The 17,764-nt window shown below is 63.5% G+C and carries 15 protein-coding genes; 4 read left to right on the top strand and 11 right to left on the bottom strand.

Translation table 11 applies throughout. The features are described from left to right. Positions 1-3: 3 nt before the first annotated feature. Both AC1DXN_RS18120 and AC1DXN_RS18125 read left to right on the top strand, forming a co-directional pair. Positions 4-876, top strand: a complete 873-nt coding sequence (locus AC1DXN_RS18120) for a 50S ribosomal protein L11 methyltransferase (protein ID WP_477244652.1) — start codon at positions 4-6, stop codon at positions 874-876. A 108-nt stretch (positions 877-984) separates the two neighbouring features. Further along, positions 985-2,829 (top strand): aminopeptidase P family protein, encoded by a 1,845-nt coding sequence (locus AC1DXN_RS18125; protein WP_477277244.1) that lies wholly within the window; start codon positions 985-987, stop codon positions 2,827-2,829. Positions 2,830-2,832: 3 nt separating this feature from the next. Here AC1DXN_RS18125 and AC1DXN_RS18130 read toward each other — a convergent pair whose 3' ends face one another. After that, on the bottom strand, positions 2,833-3,129 hold the full coding sequence (locus AC1DXN_RS18130) for an AzlD family protein (RefSeq protein ID WP_477277246.1): 297 nt from the start codon (positions 3,127-3,129) through the stop codon (positions 2,833-2,835). After that, positions 3,126-3,854, bottom strand: a complete 729-nt coding sequence (locus tag AC1DXN_RS18135; protein ID WP_477277248.1) for an AzlC family ABC transporter permease — start codon at positions 3,852-3,854, stop codon at positions 3,126-3,128. Before AC1DXN_RS18135 ends, AC1DXN_RS18130 begins: the two co-directional genes overlap by 4 nt. A gap of 123 nt (positions 3,855-3,977) precedes the next feature. On the opposite strand from AC1DXN_RS18135, the gene AC1DXN_RS18140 reads away from it, so the two are divergent. Further along, positions 3,978-4,736: an SDR family NAD(P)-dependent oxidoreductase gene (locus AC1DXN_RS18140; protein ID WP_477277250.1), complete on the top strand. Its 759-nt coding sequence runs from the start codon at positions 3,978-3,980 to the stop codon at positions 4,734-4,736. A 30-nt stretch (positions 4,737-4,766) separates the two neighbouring features. Here AC1DXN_RS18140 and AC1DXN_RS18145 read toward each other — a convergent pair whose 3' ends face one another. From AC1DXN_RS18145 to AC1DXN_RS18160, 4 genes are all read right to left on the bottom strand, one after another. Next, on the bottom strand, positions 4,767-5,459 hold the full coding sequence (locus AC1DXN_RS18145; RefSeq protein WP_477277252.1) for a DUF2461 domain-containing protein: 693 nt from the start codon (positions 5,457-5,459) through the stop codon (positions 4,767-4,769). After that, positions 5,459-7,663: an NAD-dependent DNA ligase LigA gene (ligA, locus tag AC1DXN_RS18150; protein WP_477277254.1), complete on the bottom strand. Its 2,205-nt coding sequence runs from the start codon at positions 7,661-7,663 to the stop codon at positions 5,459-5,461. The genes AC1DXN_RS18145 and ligA overlap by 1 nt, the downstream gene beginning before the upstream one ends. 233 nt (positions 7,664-7,896) lie before the next feature. Then, positions 7,897-9,570: a DNA repair protein RecN gene (gene recN / locus AC1DXN_RS18155; RefSeq protein WP_477274961.1), complete on the bottom strand. Its 1,674-nt coding sequence runs from the start codon at positions 9,568-9,570 to the stop codon at positions 7,897-7,899. 178 nt (positions 9,571-9,748) lie between these two features. After that, a complete protein-coding gene (locus tag AC1DXN_RS18160; RefSeq protein WP_477244636.1) occupies positions 9,749-10,618 on the bottom strand; it encodes an outer membrane protein assembly factor BamD in 870 nt (289 codons plus the stop codon). Positions 10,619-10,922: 304 nt separating this feature from the next. Here AC1DXN_RS18160 and AC1DXN_RS18165 point away from each other — a divergent pair, with 304 nt between their 5' ends. Then, the gene (locus AC1DXN_RS18165; RefSeq protein WP_477274963.1) at positions 10,923-11,477 is read left to right on the top strand and encodes a GNAT family N-acetyltransferase; all 555 of its coding nucleotides are present in this window, start codon (positions 10,923-10,925) and stop codon (positions 11,475-11,477) included. Between the two features lie 63 nt (positions 11,478-11,540). Here AC1DXN_RS18165 and lpxC read toward each other — a convergent pair whose 3' ends face one another. From lpxC to AC1DXN_RS18190, 5 genes are all read right to left on the bottom strand, one after another. Then, on the bottom strand, positions 11,541-12,488 hold the full coding sequence (gene lpxC, locus AC1DXN_RS18170; RefSeq protein ID WP_477274964.1) for a UDP-3-O-acyl-N-acetylglucosamine deacetylase: 948 nt from the start codon (positions 12,486-12,488) through the stop codon (positions 11,541-11,543). Between the two features lie 276 nt (positions 12,489-12,764). Then, positions 12,765-14,420, bottom strand: a complete 1,656-nt coding sequence (gene ftsZ, locus AC1DXN_RS18175) for a cell division protein FtsZ (protein ID WP_477244632.1) — start codon at positions 14,418-14,420, stop codon at positions 12,765-12,767. Between the two features lie 68 nt (positions 14,421-14,488). Next, positions 14,489-15,796, bottom strand: coding sequence for a cell division protein FtsA (gene ftsA, locus AC1DXN_RS18180; RefSeq protein WP_477244631.1), 1,308 nt, complete (start codon positions 15,794-15,796; stop codon positions 14,489-14,491). Beyond that, positions 15,793-16,731, bottom strand: a complete 939-nt coding sequence (locus AC1DXN_RS18185; RefSeq protein ID WP_477274965.1) for a cell division protein FtsQ/DivIB — start codon at positions 16,729-16,731, stop codon at positions 15,793-15,795. The genes ftsA and AC1DXN_RS18185 overlap by 4 nt, the downstream gene beginning before the upstream one ends. Further along, positions 16,719-17,645, bottom strand: a complete 927-nt coding sequence (locus AC1DXN_RS18190; protein WP_477244627.1) for a D-alanine--D-alanine ligase — start codon at positions 17,643-17,645, stop codon at positions 16,719-16,721. Before AC1DXN_RS18190 ends, AC1DXN_RS18185 begins: the two co-directional genes overlap by 13 nt. Positions 17,646-17,764: the final 119 nt, after the last annotated feature.

Genomic DNA, 17,764 nt, shown 5'->3' on the forward strand with positions numbered 1-17,764 from the left:
TCTATGACCCAGACACGTCTCCACTTCACCGCCGGCAAGATCGACGCTGACCGCATCTTTGCCGCCCTTGAGACGGCCTTCGAGGATGACGGCCTGCCGATCGCCGTGCTGGAGGTCGACGAAGACCGCGACATCCACGAAGTGTCGCTCTACGCCGACGATGACGTCGATGCCGTCGAGACGCGCGTCAAAGACATTCTCGCCGGCCTCGCTCTGTCGAAGCCGATCGAGCGCGAATCCCTGCCCGACATCGACTGGGTGGCGCACTCGCTGGAGGGGTTGAAGCCGGTGCGCGCCGGCCGCTTCTTCGTCCATGGCGGGCATGACCGCAGGAAGCGCCACAATGGCGAGCTCGCCATCGAGATCGAGGCGGGGCTGGCCTTCGGCACCGGCCATCACGGCACCACCGCCGGCTGCCTTGAAATGCTGGAGCAAGTCGTGCGGCGCGAGCACCCGCGCAACGCGCTCGACCTTGGCACCGGCAGCGCGGTGCTGGCGATCGCCGTTGCCAAGCTGGCGCATATTCCGGTGCTGGCGACCGACATCGATCCGATCGCCGTCAAGGTCGCTGCCGCCAACGCCCGCCTCAACCACGTCAAGGCGCTGGTTGAAACGGTGACGGCGCCGGGCTTCCATCACCCGATCTTTGCCGCGCGCGCGCCGTTCGACCTCATCGTCGCCAACATACTGGCGCGGCCACTGATGCGGCTGGCGCCTGAGATGGCCAGGCATATTTCGCTCGGCGGCTCGATCGTGCTGTCGGGCATCCTCGACCGTCAGCGCGACGCCGTGGTGTCGGCCTATGTCGGCCAGCAATTCCGCCATGTCAGGACCACGCACCGCGAGGGCTGGGTGACGATCCACCTCAAGCGGTGATCTGGACCAAATCAGAGCTATGGATTGCCGGTCTGGAACGTCCGGAAATCGATTCCGGTTTTCGGGCTCATGCGCTACGCTTGGCCCCAAGCACCCGAGGAGGCCACTATGTTCCAGACCTTCGATTCCGCCGGCGACCCCTCAGTGGGCAAGCTGCGCGTGGCGCTGCTGCGCCAATGGCTGGCGGCCAACGGGCTGGACGGCTTCATCGTGCCGCGCGCCGACGAGCACCAGGGCGAATACGTCGCCGACCGCTCGGCGCGGCTGAAATGGCTGACCGGCTTCAGCGGTTCGGCCGGCGTCGCCATCGTGCTGGCCGACCGCGCCTTCATGTTTGTCGACGGACGCTACACGCTGCAGGTGCGCCATGAGGTCGATCTCGACATTTTTTCGATCGAAAGCCTGGTCGACAACCCGCCGGCCAGCTGGATCAAGGATAATCTCGGCAAGGGCGCGCGGCTGGGTTTCGATCCGTGGCTGCACACGCTGGGCGAGGTCAAGGCGCTGAAAGCCGCGGCCGAACAATCGGGCGCGACCCTGGTGCCACTCGACAGGAACCCTATCGACATCATCTGGAAGGACCAGCCCGAACCGCCGCTGGCGCCGGTCGAGATTCACCCGATCGGCTTTGCCGGCGAACTCGCCAGGGACAAGCTGGCGCGGCTGGCAGCGGCCATTGCCAAGGATGGCGCCACCCATACCGTGCTGACCGACCCCTCTTCCATCGCCTGGACCTTCAACATCCGCGGCGGCGACGTGCCGCACACGCCGCTGGCGCTCGGTTTCGCCGTTCTCGCCGCTAATGGCTCGCACCAGATTTTCATGGATCAGCGCAAGTTCTCGCGCACCGTCGCGGCCTATCTCACCCAACTCGCCGATCTGCATGAGCCCAGCGAATTCGAGGCTGCGATCATCGCACTTGCCAAGGGCGGCGCCAGGATCGCGCTCGACCCGGTGCTGGCGGCGGAAAGACTGAAAATGCTGATCGAGGACAATGGCGGCACCGTCACGTCAGCGGCCGACCCTGCCCGCATCCCACGCGCCACCAAAAACCCGGCCGAAATCGCCGGCAGCCGCGCCGCGCACCGCCGCGATGGCGCGGCCGTCGCAAAGCTGCTCTGCTGGCTGGAGCGCCAAAAGCCCGGCAAGCTCGACGAGATATCAGTCGTCACCAGGCTGGAGGAAACCCGCCGTACCACCGGCGAGGAAACGCAGATGCCGCTGCGCGACATCTCCTTCGATACCATTTCCGGCGCCGGCCCCAACGGCGCCATCATGCACTACCGCGTGTCGCGCGCCACCAGCCGCAAACTGGCGAATGGCGAACTGTTCCTGCTCGATTCCGGTGGGCAATACCAGGACGGCACCACCGACATCACCCGCACCGTACCGATCGGCAAGCCGACCGAAGAGATGCGCGAGCGCTTCACTCTGGTGCTGAAAGGCATGATCGGCATTTCCATGCTGCGCTTTCCCCCGGGCACGCGTGGCTCCGAAATCGACGCTGTGGCGCGGATGGCGCTGTGGAAGCATGGCTGCGACTTCGCGCATGGCACCGGCCATGGCGTCGGCTCCTATCTCGCCGTGCATGAAGGGCCGCAGCGCATTGCCCGCACCGGCACCGAAAAGCTGCTCGCCGGCATGATGCTGTCCAACGAGCCTGGCTACTACAAGGAAGGCTCCTACGGCATCCGCATCGAGAATCTTGTCCTGGTGACGCCGACTGAGGCGGTCGAAGGCGGCGACATCGCCATGCACGGCTTCGAGACGCTGACGCTGGCGCCGATCGACGTCAGGTTGATCCGCACCGACCTGTTGACGCGCGACGAATTGCATTGGCTCGACCAATACCATGCGCGCGTGCTGGCCGAGATCGGACCGATGCTCGACGGCGAGACGCTGGCCTGGCTGGAAAAAGCAACCGCGCCGCTGCCGCACGACGCCAAGATCTGAAGTCTATCCGACGAACTGCCGCGCCAGGATCAACACCGCCGCGCCAGCCAAAAACATCACCATCAGGCCGCCGCGCAGCGAGACTAGGCCGGCAACGATGAGCGCCGCCCATTCGGCCGGCCCGGCGCCAAGCGCGGCTGGCGCCACCAGTGTGGTCAGCACCGCCGCCGGCACGGCGTTCAGCCCGGCCTCGACGCGTGGATGGATGTTGTCGAAGCGCGAGATGACCAAGTGGCCGCCGATGCGGGTGAGATAGGTGGCGACCGCGCCGGCGATGATGATCCAGAAGGTCGCGCTCATGGCCGCGCCTCCACGCCACTATGGTGCGGCGGCAGGATGACGGCTAGCAGCACGCCGGCAATCGCACCGATGGAAACGTGCCATGGCGACCCCACCGTCTTGTAGGCGATGATCGAGGCGACGGCACTGGCGATGACCACCGGCAGCCACAGCGGCCGCTTGCGAAAGCCCATGACCAGGCCGAGGAAATAGATCGGCAGCAGGAAATCGATGCCCAGCGCGTGGGTGTCTGGGATAAGCTTGCCGAACACCGCGCCGAGCGCGCTTTCGATCACCCAGAACAGATAGACCGGCAAGCCGAGCCCCATATACCAGGCGAAGCCGACCGTCTCGCCGGATTGCGCCTTGGCCTCGGCCACCGCGAATTGCGGATCGGTGAGCACGAAAAAACCCATGGCCTGCTGGATGACAGGCCAATGCGCGATGCGCCGGCCGATGCCGGCGGAATAGAGCACGTGGCGGAAATTGACGGCGAAGATCGACAGCACGATCAGCCATGGCGCGACGTGTTGGCCGAACAGCTCAATGCCAACCATCTGGCTGGCGCCGCCGAAGATCAGGGCGCTCATCAGAAAAGCCTCGAGCACGGAAAATCCGTTGTCGACGGCAATCGCCCCGAACAACAGCGCAAACGGCGCCGACGCCACGACGACCGGCATCGAGAGCCGAACGCCATTCCAGAAATCGCTGGTCGCGGAATTTTCGGTTAAGGTCTCTGCCGACATGTCACATTCCTAAGTCGCGGTGATATGTAGGTTCGAGCGGCTGAAAAGTCAGACGAATTCGTTTGAGCCAACAGATCAGCGAAACTGATGTCACGGGTCGCCAAAGCACTGAGGGATTGCGAGATGATCGTTTATGATTTCACCGGCAGGCATGCGGTCGTCACCGGGGCCGGCGGCGGCATGGGCGAGGCGATTGCGCTTGCGCTGCTCGAAGCCGGCGCATCGGTCACCGCCATCGACCTCAAGGCCTGTCCGGCCTCCCTGTCCTCCCACGGCGACAGACTGACCTTTGCCCAGGGCGACCTCACCGACGCTGCTTTTGTCGAACAGGTCGTGACCACGGCGGGGCGTGAGCGCGGCGGCATCGACTATCTCGCCAATGTCGCCGGCGTGCTCTGGTTCGGCCGCGACAGATCGGCACTGGAGATGGATCTCGATGTCTGGGACCAGGTTTTCGCCATCAACCTGAAATCCTTCGTGCACACGGCGCGCTCCGTCGTTCCCGTCATGCGCGCGGGCGGGCGCGGCGGCGCCATGGTCCATTTCTCGACCATCCAGTGGTATCGCGGCGATCCGAAACCGCAGGACGCCTACCAGGCATCGAAGGCCGGCGTCTGCGCGCTTTCGAAGTCGCTGGCCATGCAACTTGCCGGCGACGGCATCCGTTCGAACGCGATCTGCCCGGGCATGGCGCTCACCCCCTTGCAGGCGCGCTGGGATACCGAGGAGAAGCGTGCGGCGGTTGCCGACTATACGCCGCTCGGCCGCATCGGCACGCCGCAGGATATGGCCAATGCAGCACTTTTCCTGCTCTCGGATGCAGCAAACTACATCACCGGAATTGAACTCGCCGTCGATGGCGGGCTTTTGATGCGGATGTAGCCGGAATATCGAGGCCCCGGCGGGCGGAAACTAAATGCCCGACACCTTGCCCTGGATCGCCCTGCCCCAATCGAGCAGCGGCTTGGCGCGCAAGGTGAAATCGACGAGTTCCTCGACCAGTGCAGCGGTATGAATTCCCGCCGGATCGATCGCGTGGCGGACGGCGAAATGGCGGTTGCGAATGGCAGCCACAAGATCAGCCTCGGTGACATGCTCGAAGCCGCGCGGCGTGCGCTTCATGCGGTCTTCGGTGTCGAGCTCCAGACCGTTTTTCTTCAGCGCCGCAAGCAGGGCGCGGAATTCGGCGGGCCGGGTCGCGATGGCCTTGCGCATCGCCAGCAGCAGCTCCGGGCTCGGCTGCCACCAGGCAATGCCGGCAAAGCAGCGCTCAAGCCCGATATGCACGAAGAACACGCCTTGTTCCATCTTGGTGCCGTCGGGCGACAGGATCGCGGACAGATGCCGGTTGTAGGGCCGCTTGTCCTTGGCGAAACGCACATCGCGGTTGATGCGGAACAGCGACTTCTTGCGGTCGCCGCGCAGGCCGAGGCCCGCCGCTGCGAAGCGCTCTGTCAGCGTCTCGACCAGATCGCCGAAGGGGTCGCGCAATTCGCGTTCAAAGAGGTCGCGGTTCTCCAGGAACCACTCCCGGCTTTGATGAAAATCCAGCGCCTTCAGAAAAGGGATGGCTTTTGGACCGAAGCCGTTGAACGCGCCGGCCATCACGCCTTGCCGACCCGTTGCAACCAAGTGTCCTCGTCGATGACTTCGACGCCGAGTTCACTGGCAAGTTTCAGTTTGGAGCCTGCACCAGGCCCGGCCACCAACAGATCGGTCTTCGCGGAAACCGAACCCGCCACCTTGGCGCCGAGCCGTTCGGCCATCGCCTTGGCTTCGGAACGTGTCATCTTTTCCAAGGAGCCGGTGAAGACGATCGTCTTGCCTGCAACCTCACTGTCGACTGAGACGGTGACGATATACGGCTTCGGCTTGACCTGCGCGAGCAGCGCGTCAAGCACGTCGTCATTGCGTTCATTGCCGAAGAAATCGCGCAACGCATCGATGACCGTGTCGCCAATGCCGTTGACCGATGGGAAGACGCTGTGTGGATCGGCGGCCGCCGCCGTCTCCTTGCCGACGCGGATCAACTCCTCGATTGTCGAGAACGTCCGGGCAAGCACGGCGGCAGTCGTTTCGCCGATGTGACGAATGCCTAGCGCGAAGATGAAGCGGTCGAGTTCCGGCTCACGGCGCGAATCGATCGCAGCGAAGAGCTTGTCGAGGCCTTCGTAGTTGCGGTCCTCGACACTGCGCACATTCTTGCGCGTCTTGCCCGATGCGGCCTCGCGCTGCCTGGCCTGCTCCTCGCGCCGCTCGGCCAGCGCCTTGGTGACGGCCGGACGGCGGTCCCTGAGCGTGAAGATATCGGCGGCCGTCTTGATCAATCCGGCGTTGAAGAACGTATCGATGTTCTCGGCGCCCAGGCCCTCGATATCCATGGCGCCGCGTGACACGAAGTGGCGCAATTTTTCCACGGCCTGCGCGGCGCAGATCAGTTCGCCGGTGCAGCGTCGACGCGAATCTTCCTTACCGGTCTTCTCGTTGATCTCACGCGTCGCCGGCGAGCCGCAGACCGGACAAATGTGCGGGAATTCGTACGGCACGGCATCGGCCGGACGCTTGTCGATGACGACGCTGACGATCTGCGGAATGACGTCGCCTGCCCGCTGGATCACCACCGTGTCGCCGATGCGCACGTCGATGCCGTCTCGGATCGGTTGGCCGGTGCTGTCGAGGCCCTTGATGTAGTCCTCATTGTGCAGCGTCACGTTTTCAACCACGACGCCGCCAACCGTGACTGGCGCCAGCCGTGCAACCGGCGCCAGCGTGCCGGTGCGGCCGACCTGGATGTCGATCTTCTGCACGGTCGTCGACGCCTGTTCGGCCGGAAATTTGTGGGCGATGGCCCAGCGCGGTTCGCCGGTGACGAAACCCCATCTGCGCTGCAATTCCAGCTGGTCGACCTTGTAGACGACGCCGTCGATGTCATAGCCAAGCGATGAGCGCTGAGCCTCGATGAGGCGGTACTGCGCGACCAAATCCTCGACCGACCTCGCCCGCACCATCAGCGGGCTGATCTGGAATCCCCAATCCCTGAATTTCTGCACGGATTCGTACTGGGTCGGCGCCGGATCTTCTGTCGTGTAGCCCCAGGCATAGGCGAAGAACCTGAGATTGCGGCTGGCGGTGACCGAGGCATCCTTCTGGCGCAGCGAGCCGGCAGCCGTGTTGCGCGGATTGACATAGTCCTGGCCGCCAACCGCCGCCGAGCGCGCCTTCAGCGCCTCGAACTCCGCATAGGTCATGTAGACCTCGCCGCGTATCTCGATCGTCTCGGGCCAGCCCGAGCCTTTCAGCTTCGCCGGGATGTCGGCGATCGTCTTGAGGTTGGCGGTGATGTCTTCACCGACAGCGCCGTCGCCGCGGGTTGCGCCCTGCACGAACACGCCGCGTTCATAGCGCAGCGACGCCGACAGCCCGTCGATCTTCGGCTCGGCCGTGAAGGCGATGTCGAGATCCTTGTCGCGGTCGAAAAACCGCCGGCCGCGCTCGAGGAAATCGGTGACGTCCTCGTCGGTATAGGCCTTGGCGAGGCTGAGCATCGGCACCGCATGGCGCACCTTGGCAAAGCCTTCCGCCGGCGCAGCACCAACGCGGCGCGACGGCGAATCCTCGCGCACCAGATCGGGGAAGCGCTCTTCGATGGCAAGGTTGCGCCGCCGCAGCGCGTCATATTCGGCGTCCGAAATCGTCGGCGCATCCTCGGCATGATAGCGGCGATCATGGCCGGCGATTTCCTCGGCCAGCCGCCGAAGCTCATCCGCAGCTTCGCTTTCGCTCAACGATTCGACTGGTTTTTCAGACATGCGCTGCGATCCTCGAATTCTAGCGAGCCACTATAAATCAGGTTTTGCCGCGAGGGAGATAGCCTGTGGAAAAATCATTCCTGAACAGCAGGATGCAGCCATCTGCTGACTCAGATTCCACGCATGGAGAATCCAGCACCCAGGATGTGTCGAGATTCAGGTCAGGCCGGTCTGCGAAGGGCGGCTTCCGAGAACCGGAGCGGAGCGTACTTGAAGTACGTGAGCACCACAACCTAGGCAGCAGCAATGTTCTCGCGCAACAGCCGCTCGGCGGCCGCACGCGCCTCGTCGGTAATGGTGGCTCCGGCCAGCATGCGGGCGATCTCTTCCTGGCGCGCCGCGCGGTCCATCTCGGCAATGCCGGTGGCGACCCGGTCGCTGCCGCCGGATTTGGAGATCAGGAAATGCGTTGCCGCGCGCGCTGCGACTTGTGGTGCATGTGTGACCGAAAGCACCTGCACGCGCTTCGACAGCCGCGCCAGCCGCTGGCCGATCGCGTCGGCAACGGCGCCGCCCACCCCGGTGTCGATTTCGTCGAAGACCAGGGTTGGTGCCGAGCCGCGGTCGGCAAGCGCCACCTTCAGCGCCAGAAGGAAGCGCGAAAGCTCGCCGCCGGACGCCACCTTCATCATCGGCCCGGGCCGTGTGCCGGGATTGGTGCGCACCCAGAACTCGACCTGGTCGATGCCCTCTTCCATGCGGTTGTCGACGTCGCTCGTCATCTCGACGATGAATTCGGCCCGTTCGAGCTTCAACGCCGGCAGTTCGGCCATCACCGCCTTGGTCAGTCCGACCGCCGACGCATGGCGAAGCGACGACAATTGTGCGGCGGAAATATCGTAGGCCTCGCGCGCTGCAGCGGCCTGCTTTTCCAGCGCGTGCAGGCGCTCCTCGCCGGCGTCGAGATCGGCAAGATCAGCGACCATCGTATCGCGCAGCTGCGCCAGATCATCGACCGCCACTGCGTGCTTGCGCGAGGCGGCGCGCAACGAAAACAGCCGCTCTTCGGCCTTCTCCAGCCGTTGCGGATCATATTCGGTGGCGCGAAGGGCTGCTTCAACGCCCGACTGCGCCGCGTCGAGCGACAACATCGCCTCGTCGAGCGATTTGACGACGTCGTCAAGCAGGCCGGGCGCCTCGGTCACTTTGCGCTGCAGACGCCGCAACAGGCTGGCCAGTTGCGGCAAGGGCGAGGACGGCCCCGAAAGCACATCCTGCGCATCGTGGATTTCCGAGGCGATCTTTTCCGCCCGCATCATCGAGGCACGCAGTTCGGCAAGGTCGCTCTCTTCGCCCGGCTGCGGATCGAGTTTGGTCAATTCGGCGACCGCGGCGCGCAGATAGTCCGCCTCGCGCGCTGCCGCCTCGACCTTTGCGCGGTGACGCGTAAATTCCTGCTCGCAGCCGCGCCAGTAGCGCCACGCTTCGCCGGTCGCGCGCACGGCGCCGAGATGACCGCCAAAACTGTCCAGCAATTCGCGATGCGCGCCCGGATCGACCAGCGCACGCTCGTCATGCTGGCCGTGGATCTCGACCAGCGCACGGCCGACGTCGCGCATCAGCGTAACGCTGGACGGCTGGTCGTTGACGAAGACGCGGGTGCGGCCGTCCGCCGTCTGCACGCGGCGCAAAATGATATCGCCGTCGTCGTCGATGGCGTTGTCGACAAGCAGCATGCGGGCGGGATGGTTGCGCGGTACGTCGAAGACGGCGATGACCTGGCCCTGCGCCGCGCCATGGCGCACCAGCGAGGCGTCGCCACGCGCGCCAAGCGCCAACGACAAGGCATCAAGCAGGATGGATTTGCCGGCGCCGGTTTCGCCGGTCAGCACCGAAAGGCCGGGCTGGAAGTCGATATCCAGCTTCTCGATCAGGACGATATCGCGGATCGACAGTCTGGAAAGCATCAGAACCCGGACCTATTGCCTGTCGCCCAAAAGTGGACCCGGAGTTGGGACAACGACATGCACAAAAACAAAACGCGGCGCGCGATCCGTTGGAATCGCAGCGCCGCACTATCTTTTTGTTTTAGCATCGGATCAATCCGAAAAAGCGCTGAACACGCTTCGGACCAATCTTCTCCGGTCAAGCGCCGGTGATCAGCTTCCCAGCCTTGGATATCCACGATCCGGCATTCTCGCGCGGCGCAAGCCCATTGCTCTGCAGGAGCTTGTAGGAATCCTTGTACCATGGGCTGTCGGGATAGTTGGTGCCAAGCACGGCGGCGGCCGTCTGGGCTTCAGAGGTCAGGCCCATCGCATAATAGCTTTCGGTAAGACGCGCGAGCGCCTCCTCGACATGGCGCGTGTTGGAATAGTTTTCCACCACATTACGGAACCGCTTGACGGCGGCGATGTACTCGCGGCGTTCGAGATAATAGCGACCGATCTGCATCTCCTTGCCGGCCAACTGGTCGGTGGCAAAACGGATCTTCTCCTTGGCGTCGTCGACATATTCCGACGTCGGCCAGCGTGTCACCAGATCCTGCATTGTCTGCACGGTCTGGCGCGCTTCCTTCTGGTCCTGGGTAACGTCCTTGATCTGCCGGTAGTAGCTCAACCCGATAATGTACTGGGCGTAAGCCGCATCATCGGTCGACGGATAAAGCGTCAGATAACGCTTGGCCGCGCTGATCGCCTCGTCATAGCTGCCCTGCCGATAGTCGGCAAAGGCGCCCATCACCATCGATTTGCGGGCGAATTCCGAATAGGGATGCTGGCGGTCGACCGCATCGAACTTGCGGCTCGCCTCTTGCAGACGCCCGGCGTTCAGATTGGCGAGACCCTGATTGTAGAGAACGTCGGCCGGCTCCGTCTGGTCGACATAGGTCGACAGATCGACATCTTTCTCGGACGACATGCAGGCCGACAGGAAGAGCGATGGAACAACCACCGAAAGCGCCAGGAAAACAGCCCGATGCGGCGCTTTCAATTGACCAACTCGCTTGAAGAACATGATTGGATTCCGCCCTTTCGGCGTTATTTCAATGCCTTTCGCATGACGTTCCCTCAAAACTGATCCCCACTTTTGAGCGTCATGCACGTAATCGACGGCAGCAGCCATAAACCATAACTGCCTTGCCCAGCAACGCTATCCCCCGCCAATCGCACATTTTTGTGGCAGCCAGGACGCGCCCTGCCGCCCATGCAATTTGGTGTGCTAGTGATGTATTGCTGCAACATATGCCCCCGCGCCTAACATGAAGCTAACGTCTTGCCGGGAGCACTGCGCAGGTGTTTTGGGAGAAATGGGCCGCGAAATGACGTTGGAACTGGAGACGGCAACCCTGCGGCTGAGGCCTGTCACATCAGCCGACCGCGATGCTCTTTTCGCGCTCGAACAGGACCCCGAGGTGATGCGCTTTCTGAACGGCGGTGCGCCAACGCCGCTGGATGGCATCGACCCTGAAGCCAGCTTTCTGATGCCGCGTGGCGCCCGAGAAGGCCTATGGGCGGCCATCGAGAAGGTCTCAGGCGCCTTCGTTGGCTGGTTCTCGCTGTGGGACGGGGGCGATGGCACCGCGGATCTCGGTTACCGGCTGCGGCGAGCCATATGGGGATTAGGCTATGGCGGCGAAGGCGCCAAAATCCTTGTCGACACCGGTTTCTCACGCCTTGGCTTCACCCGCATCATCGCCAACACCATGGTCGTCAACCAGGCGTCACGGCGGGTCATGGAGAAAGCCGGATTGGTCTATGTCGCAACATTCTATCTCGACGGGCCGGATTCGCTGCCGGGTGCCGAGCATGGCGATGTCGAATACGCGCTGACACTTGAGGATTGGCGCAAAACCAATCGCGCCACGGAAGGCTGAAAGCAATTCAGCCGAGCCTTTCGGCGTGGCAACGAATCGTGCTGACGGCAGAAATCCGGAAAGTCAGATCACCCAAGGCGCAAAGACAGGCCCGGTGACGGCGATCATCTCGGCGGTGCGGCCGCGCTCGCGGCGTGTCGTCTCGACGACCTCGAATGCCGAACGGTCGGACAGCAGGCGCCTGAGCGCCGCAGCGTTCATTCTGTGGCCGCCGCGATAGGAACGGAAGCAGCCGATGAAGCGGGCGCCGGCCAACGCCAAATCGCCCATGGCGTCCATCGTCTTGTGACGAGCGAACTCATTGGGATAGCGCAGGCCGCCAATGTTGATCACCCGGTTGTCGTCGCCGATCACCAGCGAGTTTTCCAGCGAGGAGCCGAGCGCATAGCCGGCCGCCCACAGGCGCTCGACGTCCTTCATGAAACCGAAGGTACGGGCCCGCGCAATATCGCGGCGGAAAATGTCGGGGTTGATGTCGGATGCAAAGAGCTGGCGGCCGATCGCCGGGCTTTCGAAATCGATCTCGATCTCGAAGCGCGTCCCGCTATAGGGCCTGAATTCCGCCCAGGAGGCGCCGTTCTCGATGCGAACCGGCTTGACCACCCTGATGTAGCGGCGCTTGACCGGCAGCGTCTCGATGCCGGCCTGGTCTATGGCCTCCACGAACGCCACGGCACTGCCGTCGAGGATCGGAACCTCGCGGCCATCGATCTCGATGATGATATTGTCGATGCCAAGCCCGAACAGCGTCGCCATCAGATGTTCGACGGTGGCGATATGCTCACCCGAGGGATCGCCGAGCATGGTGCACAGGTCAGTGGCGCCGACTTCGGAAACGAGTGCGCGAAACTCACGGCCCTCGCCGCCATTCGAAAGCTGGAAGACGACACCCGTATCGGGGTCTGCCGGCAGAAAATTGACGGTAACGGGCTTGCCGCTGTGAACGCCGGTACCCGTCAGCGTCGCACGCGATTTAAGTGTCGTCTGATAGTCTTGCAAGACAAACCCCATAGCCCAAACTGCCTACGGCCGCTTCATCAGCCCCAAGGGCTCGCGGCTCTTGATCTACGGCAGGCTGGGCCAACTCCCCGAATCCCGGCACACCGAACCTAGTCGAGCGAAGATAGTGGTCCGGTAGAAAGTCTCCAAATCACGGTTTCTTACTCTCTGTAACCGCCACCAGAATGCCAGCGGTTCGGTAAGCCGCTGTTTTACAATCATTTTAAGCGTTAACAGGCAAACGGTGTCCTGCTTGCCTGTTAACAATTGTTACGGACCGTTAACAGGTCAATTGGCCTGACGGCGCAGGAATGCCGGGATCTCCAGCTGATCGTCTTCCTGCATTGTCCTGGTCTGCGGCGCAAGGCGGCCCTGATCGTCCAACTGACCGCGGCGCGGTGCGTAGAGCTGCGGGTCCTGACTGGCAAGGCGGCGCATTTCGGGTGCCGCCTGACGCAGTTTCGGTTCACGCGGCTGTGCCGGCTGCAACCGGGCAGGCTCCTCTTCGCGCCGCGTCAGGCCGTTGGTCAGCCGCTTGAGCAGCCCCATCGGTCCGCTGTTCTCGTGGTCGGCCGGACGGCTCTTGGCTTCCACCTCAGCCTTCACCACCGGCGGAAAATCCTCGACGCGCGGCATGCGCTGGGGTGCCGCGGCAACCGGCTGCGGCATTTCACGCTGCGGCGCCGGCTGCATGACCTGCTGGACCATTGGCTGCGGTTGGGCCGGCGGCGCCTGGAAGATCTTGCTCTGCGGCCGGAAGTCGTCGGCCTGGGCAACCGGCACTGGGCGAGCCTGCGCCATCGCCGCTGCATTGGCCTCGGCAAGCTGGATGGCCTCGGCAACCGGGTCGGCCGCGCGCGGCTCATAGATCGCCTGCTGGACGGGCGGACGGCTGTCCGTGACCGGCACAGCCGGGCGGGCGGCCGGCTTCTGCGGCGCCGTGCGAATGGAGATCGGCGCGGAAGCGATATCAGCCGCCGATTTGTCGATGCCGGTGGCGACCACCGAAACCCGGATCACGCCTTCGAGTTCTTCGTCGAACGTAGCGCCGAGAATGATGTTGGCGTCCTGATCGACCTCTTCGCGGATGCGCGTTGCGGCTTCGTCGACCTCGAACAGGGTCAGGTCGCGGCCACCGGTGATCGAGATCAGCAGGCCCTTGGCGCCCTTCATCGAGGTCTCGTCGAGCAGCGGGTTGGCGATCGCGGCCTCGGCGGCAGCCATCGCACGGCCCTCGCCCGAAGCTTCGCCGGTGCCCATCATCGCCTTGCCCATCTCGCGCATGACCGAACGGACGTCGGCGAAGTCGAGGTTAATCAGGCCTTCCTTGACCATCAGGTCGGTGATGCAGGCGACCCCGGAATAGAGCACCTGGTCGGCCATGGCGAAGGCATCGGCGAAGGTGGTCTTGTCATTGGCCAGCCGGAACAGGTTCTGGTTGGGGATGACGATCAGCGTATCGACGCATTTTTGCAGCTCCTCGATGCCGAGGTCTGCCGTCTTCATGCGGCGCTGGCCTTCGAAATGGAACGGCTTGGTGACGACGCCGACGGTGAGGATGCCCTTTTCGCGAGCAGCGCGGGCAACGACCGGAGCCGCACCCGTGCCGGTGCCGCCGCCCATGCCGGCGGTGACGAAGCACATATGGGTGTTGGAGAGATGATCGATGATCTCGTCGATGCATTCCTCGGCCGCCGCGCGCCCGACTTCAGGCTGCGACCCGGCGCCGAGGCCCTCGGTGACATGCGCGCCGAGCTGGATCAGCCGATCGGCCTTCGACATGGTCAGTGCCTGCGCGTCGGTGTTGGCGACGACGAACTCGACACCGCGCAAGCCGGCGGTGATCATATTGTTGACGGCGTTGCCGCCACCGCCGCCGACACCGAACACGGTGATGCGTGGCTTGAGCTCGGTGATGTCCGGCTTTTGCAGATTGATGGTCATTGTCTCCGTCCTTTGCCTTTCCCGCCGCTTCGCCGCCGCGGCCGCCTATGGGGCTGTCCCCGTCAATTTTAGAAACTGTCTCTCAACCACTGACTCATTCGATGCAGTTTTCCGCCCGTACCAGTCATCCTGAGGCCGGAAATTCCTTTCGCAGGGCGGCTCTCGAAGCTCGCCATCTGCGGATAGATCAGAAGCCCGACCGGGGTCGAGAAAGCCGGCCCCTTGGCGGCTTCGGGCAGGCCTGCCACGCCGAGTGGGCGGCCGATGCGTACATTGCGTCCCAGAATGCGGCGCGCCGCCTCCGGCAGGCCGGCAAGCTGGCTGGCGCCGCCAGTGAGCACGACGCGCTTGCCGACGGCATTGCCGTAGCCCGACTTGTTCAGCCGGTCGCGCAGCAGTTCCAGCGTTTCGTCGATGCGGGCGCGGATGATGCGCGTCATAACCGAACGCGGTATCTGCAACGGCACGTCGCCATCCTCGCCGATCGGCTGGATCGAAACCAGGTCGCGGTCATCGGCACTGCCGGGCAGCGCCGAGCCGTGCATCACTTTCAGCCGCTCGGCGGCATCGAGAGAGGTCGACAGGCCCTTGGCCATGTCCAGCGTCACGTGATTGCCGCCGATGGCAATGGCGTCGGCATGAACGAACTTGCCTTCCGAAAACACCGAGATCGTCGTGGTGCCGCCACCCATGTCGATGCAGGCCGCGCCCATTTCGAGTTCGTCGTCGACCAGCGCTGCAAGCCCGCTGGCATAGGGCGTCGCCACCATGCGCTCGACCGACAGATGCGAGCGGTTGATGCAGAGCTCCAGATTGCGCAAGGGGGCCGCGTCACCGGTCAGCACATGCATGTCGACGCCAAGCTGGTCGCCGACCATGCCGCGCGGATCACGCACGCCGCGCTCGGCATCCAGCGAAAAACCGACGGGAAGCGAATGGATCACCTCGCGCTCGGTCCTCAGCGCCTGCTTGGCGCCGGCGGCGAGCACGCGCTTGATGTCGGCCTCGTCGGCCTCGTGGCCGCCAAGGTTGATGGTGGCCGAAAAGGTTTCGCTCTTCAGCCGGCCGGCCGTCATGTTGACGATGAGCGAATCGACCGTCAGCCCCGCCATGCGCTCGGCAGCGTCGACGGCAAGGCGGATGGCGTGCTCGGCCCGGTCGAGATCGACGACGACCCCCGACTTCACGCCTTGCGATTTCTGGTGGCCGATGCCGATCACCTGGACGCGGTGCGAACGCCCGCGCAGCAGATTGCCGTCATCGCGCGGCTTGAGCTTTGCCACCATGCAGCAAACCTTGCTCGAGCCGACGTCCAGCACCGTTAGCGTGCCGGACCGGCGCGAGGAGGCATCGCTGTTGCCGCCAAGCCAGCTCATATCTTCGTCTCCGGCTTGCGCTTCAGGCTTTGCGGTTTTTCGTTGAGCGCGGCTTCACGCTGCGTCGCCGCTTCCGGCGTCAACTCGACGACCAGGCGGTCGGACAGGCGCATATCGACGGCGGCGATGTCGCGCGTCAGAAGCCCGTTGTCGTGGTCCATCCTGACGAGATCGGCGATCGCCTGATCTTCGTCATCCTCGGGAAGCTTGACCGTGATGCCGTTTTCCAGCTTCAGGTCCCAACGCCGTTCGCCGATGCGGATGTAGCCTTTGACCCGCGCCGCAAGCTCGGGATATTTTTTGATCTTGGCCAGAAAGTCCGGCGCCTTCGCCGGCGCGCCGGTGCCGATGATCAGCGGCAGCAATGCCTGCTTGCCACCCGAGAACGGCGCAATCACGGCGCCGGACCGTTCGATGACGGAGAGATCACTGCCTTGCTGCCAGAGCGCGAACGGCTCGCGCTCCTCGACGCGCACCTCCAGCGTGTGCGGATAGACCTTGCGCACCGCTGCAACCTCGACCCAGGGCAGCGTGCCAATGCGCTCGCGTGCGGCCTCTGCGTCAAAACCGATCAACGACGTCCAGCCGTCAAGTTCCAGCCTGTCAAGAATGTCGATCTCGGATGTTTCGCGATTGCCGACCACCTTGATCTGGTCGACGGCAAAACCGGTGCGGGCAGTGATGCTCTGGACGATCTCGTCAGTATCGCCCGAGAGATAGGCGCCGTAAGCGCAGCTGGAGGCGATCAGCACGGCAGACATGATGGTGGCACAGAAACGCGGCGCCTGAACTTCACCGCCACCCAGGCGCGCCAGCACCCGCACCGGCCGGCGAAGCAGGCGCGGCAGCACGAAATGGTCGAACGACAACGGCATGCCGAACAGCGCCGGCCCGGCCGCGCCTGTCTTGCCCTGTCCCCACTTCAACGCAGACACGAAGCGTCCTCCACCATCCAACTCAACAAATCGCCGAACGAGTGTCCCGCTTGCGCGGCGATTTCCGGCACCAAAGACGTCGGCGTCATACCTGGCTGGGTGTTGACCTCGAGCCAGACAACCTCGCCGTTTTCGGAGTGACGGTCATCGTAACGGAAGTCCGACCGGGAAACGCCCCGGCAGCCGATAGCTAGGTGAGCCTTGAGCGCCAGTGTCTGTATTTTTTGGTAAATATTCGGTGAAATTTTTGCCGGGCATTCGTGTTTTGATCCGCCCGCGACGTATTTTGAATCATAGTCGTAGAAGGAATGGCCGGTCGGGATGATTTCGCAGACGCCAAGCGCCACATCGCCCATCACCGCGCAGGTCAGCTCGCGTCCATGGACGTAGCGCTCGACCATGACCGTGTCGCCATACTTCCATTCGGACGAGCCGATGACCTGCGGCGGATGCGACTGACCTTCATGCACGATAACGACGCCGAAGCTCGACCCCTCATTGACCGGCTTGACCACATAGGGCGGCTTCATCGGATGCTTGTTCTGGATGGCGAAGCGATTGGCCACCTTCGATTCCGCTATCGGAACGCCGGCAGCCTTGGCGATCTTCTTGGCCTGCTCCTTGTTCATGGCAAGCGCCGAAGCGAGCACGCCGGAATGGGTGTAGGGAATGGCGAGATATTCGAGAATGCCCTGAATGGTGCCATCCTCGCCGAAAGGACCGTGCAGCGCGTTGAAAACAGCATCGGGCTTGAGTTCGGCAAGCACAGATCCGACGTCGCGCGAAACATCGACGCGGGTGACCTGGTAGCCTTCAGTCTCGAGCGCATCGGCACACGCCTTCCCCGAGGACAGAGACACGGGCCGCTCGGACGAGAATCCTCCCAGCAGAACAGCCACATGCTTACTTTTCATTTCCCGTCATCCCCTAATACGGCGGGCCCGCAACACTGTTTTCGCGACATTGAGTCCGAGTCTTCCGGCAGGTTGCCCCCCAGACGGAAAACGCGAGTAACGCGTCGCAACGACTCAAA

This window comes from Mesorhizobium sp. P2_H9, assembly GCF_056403215.1.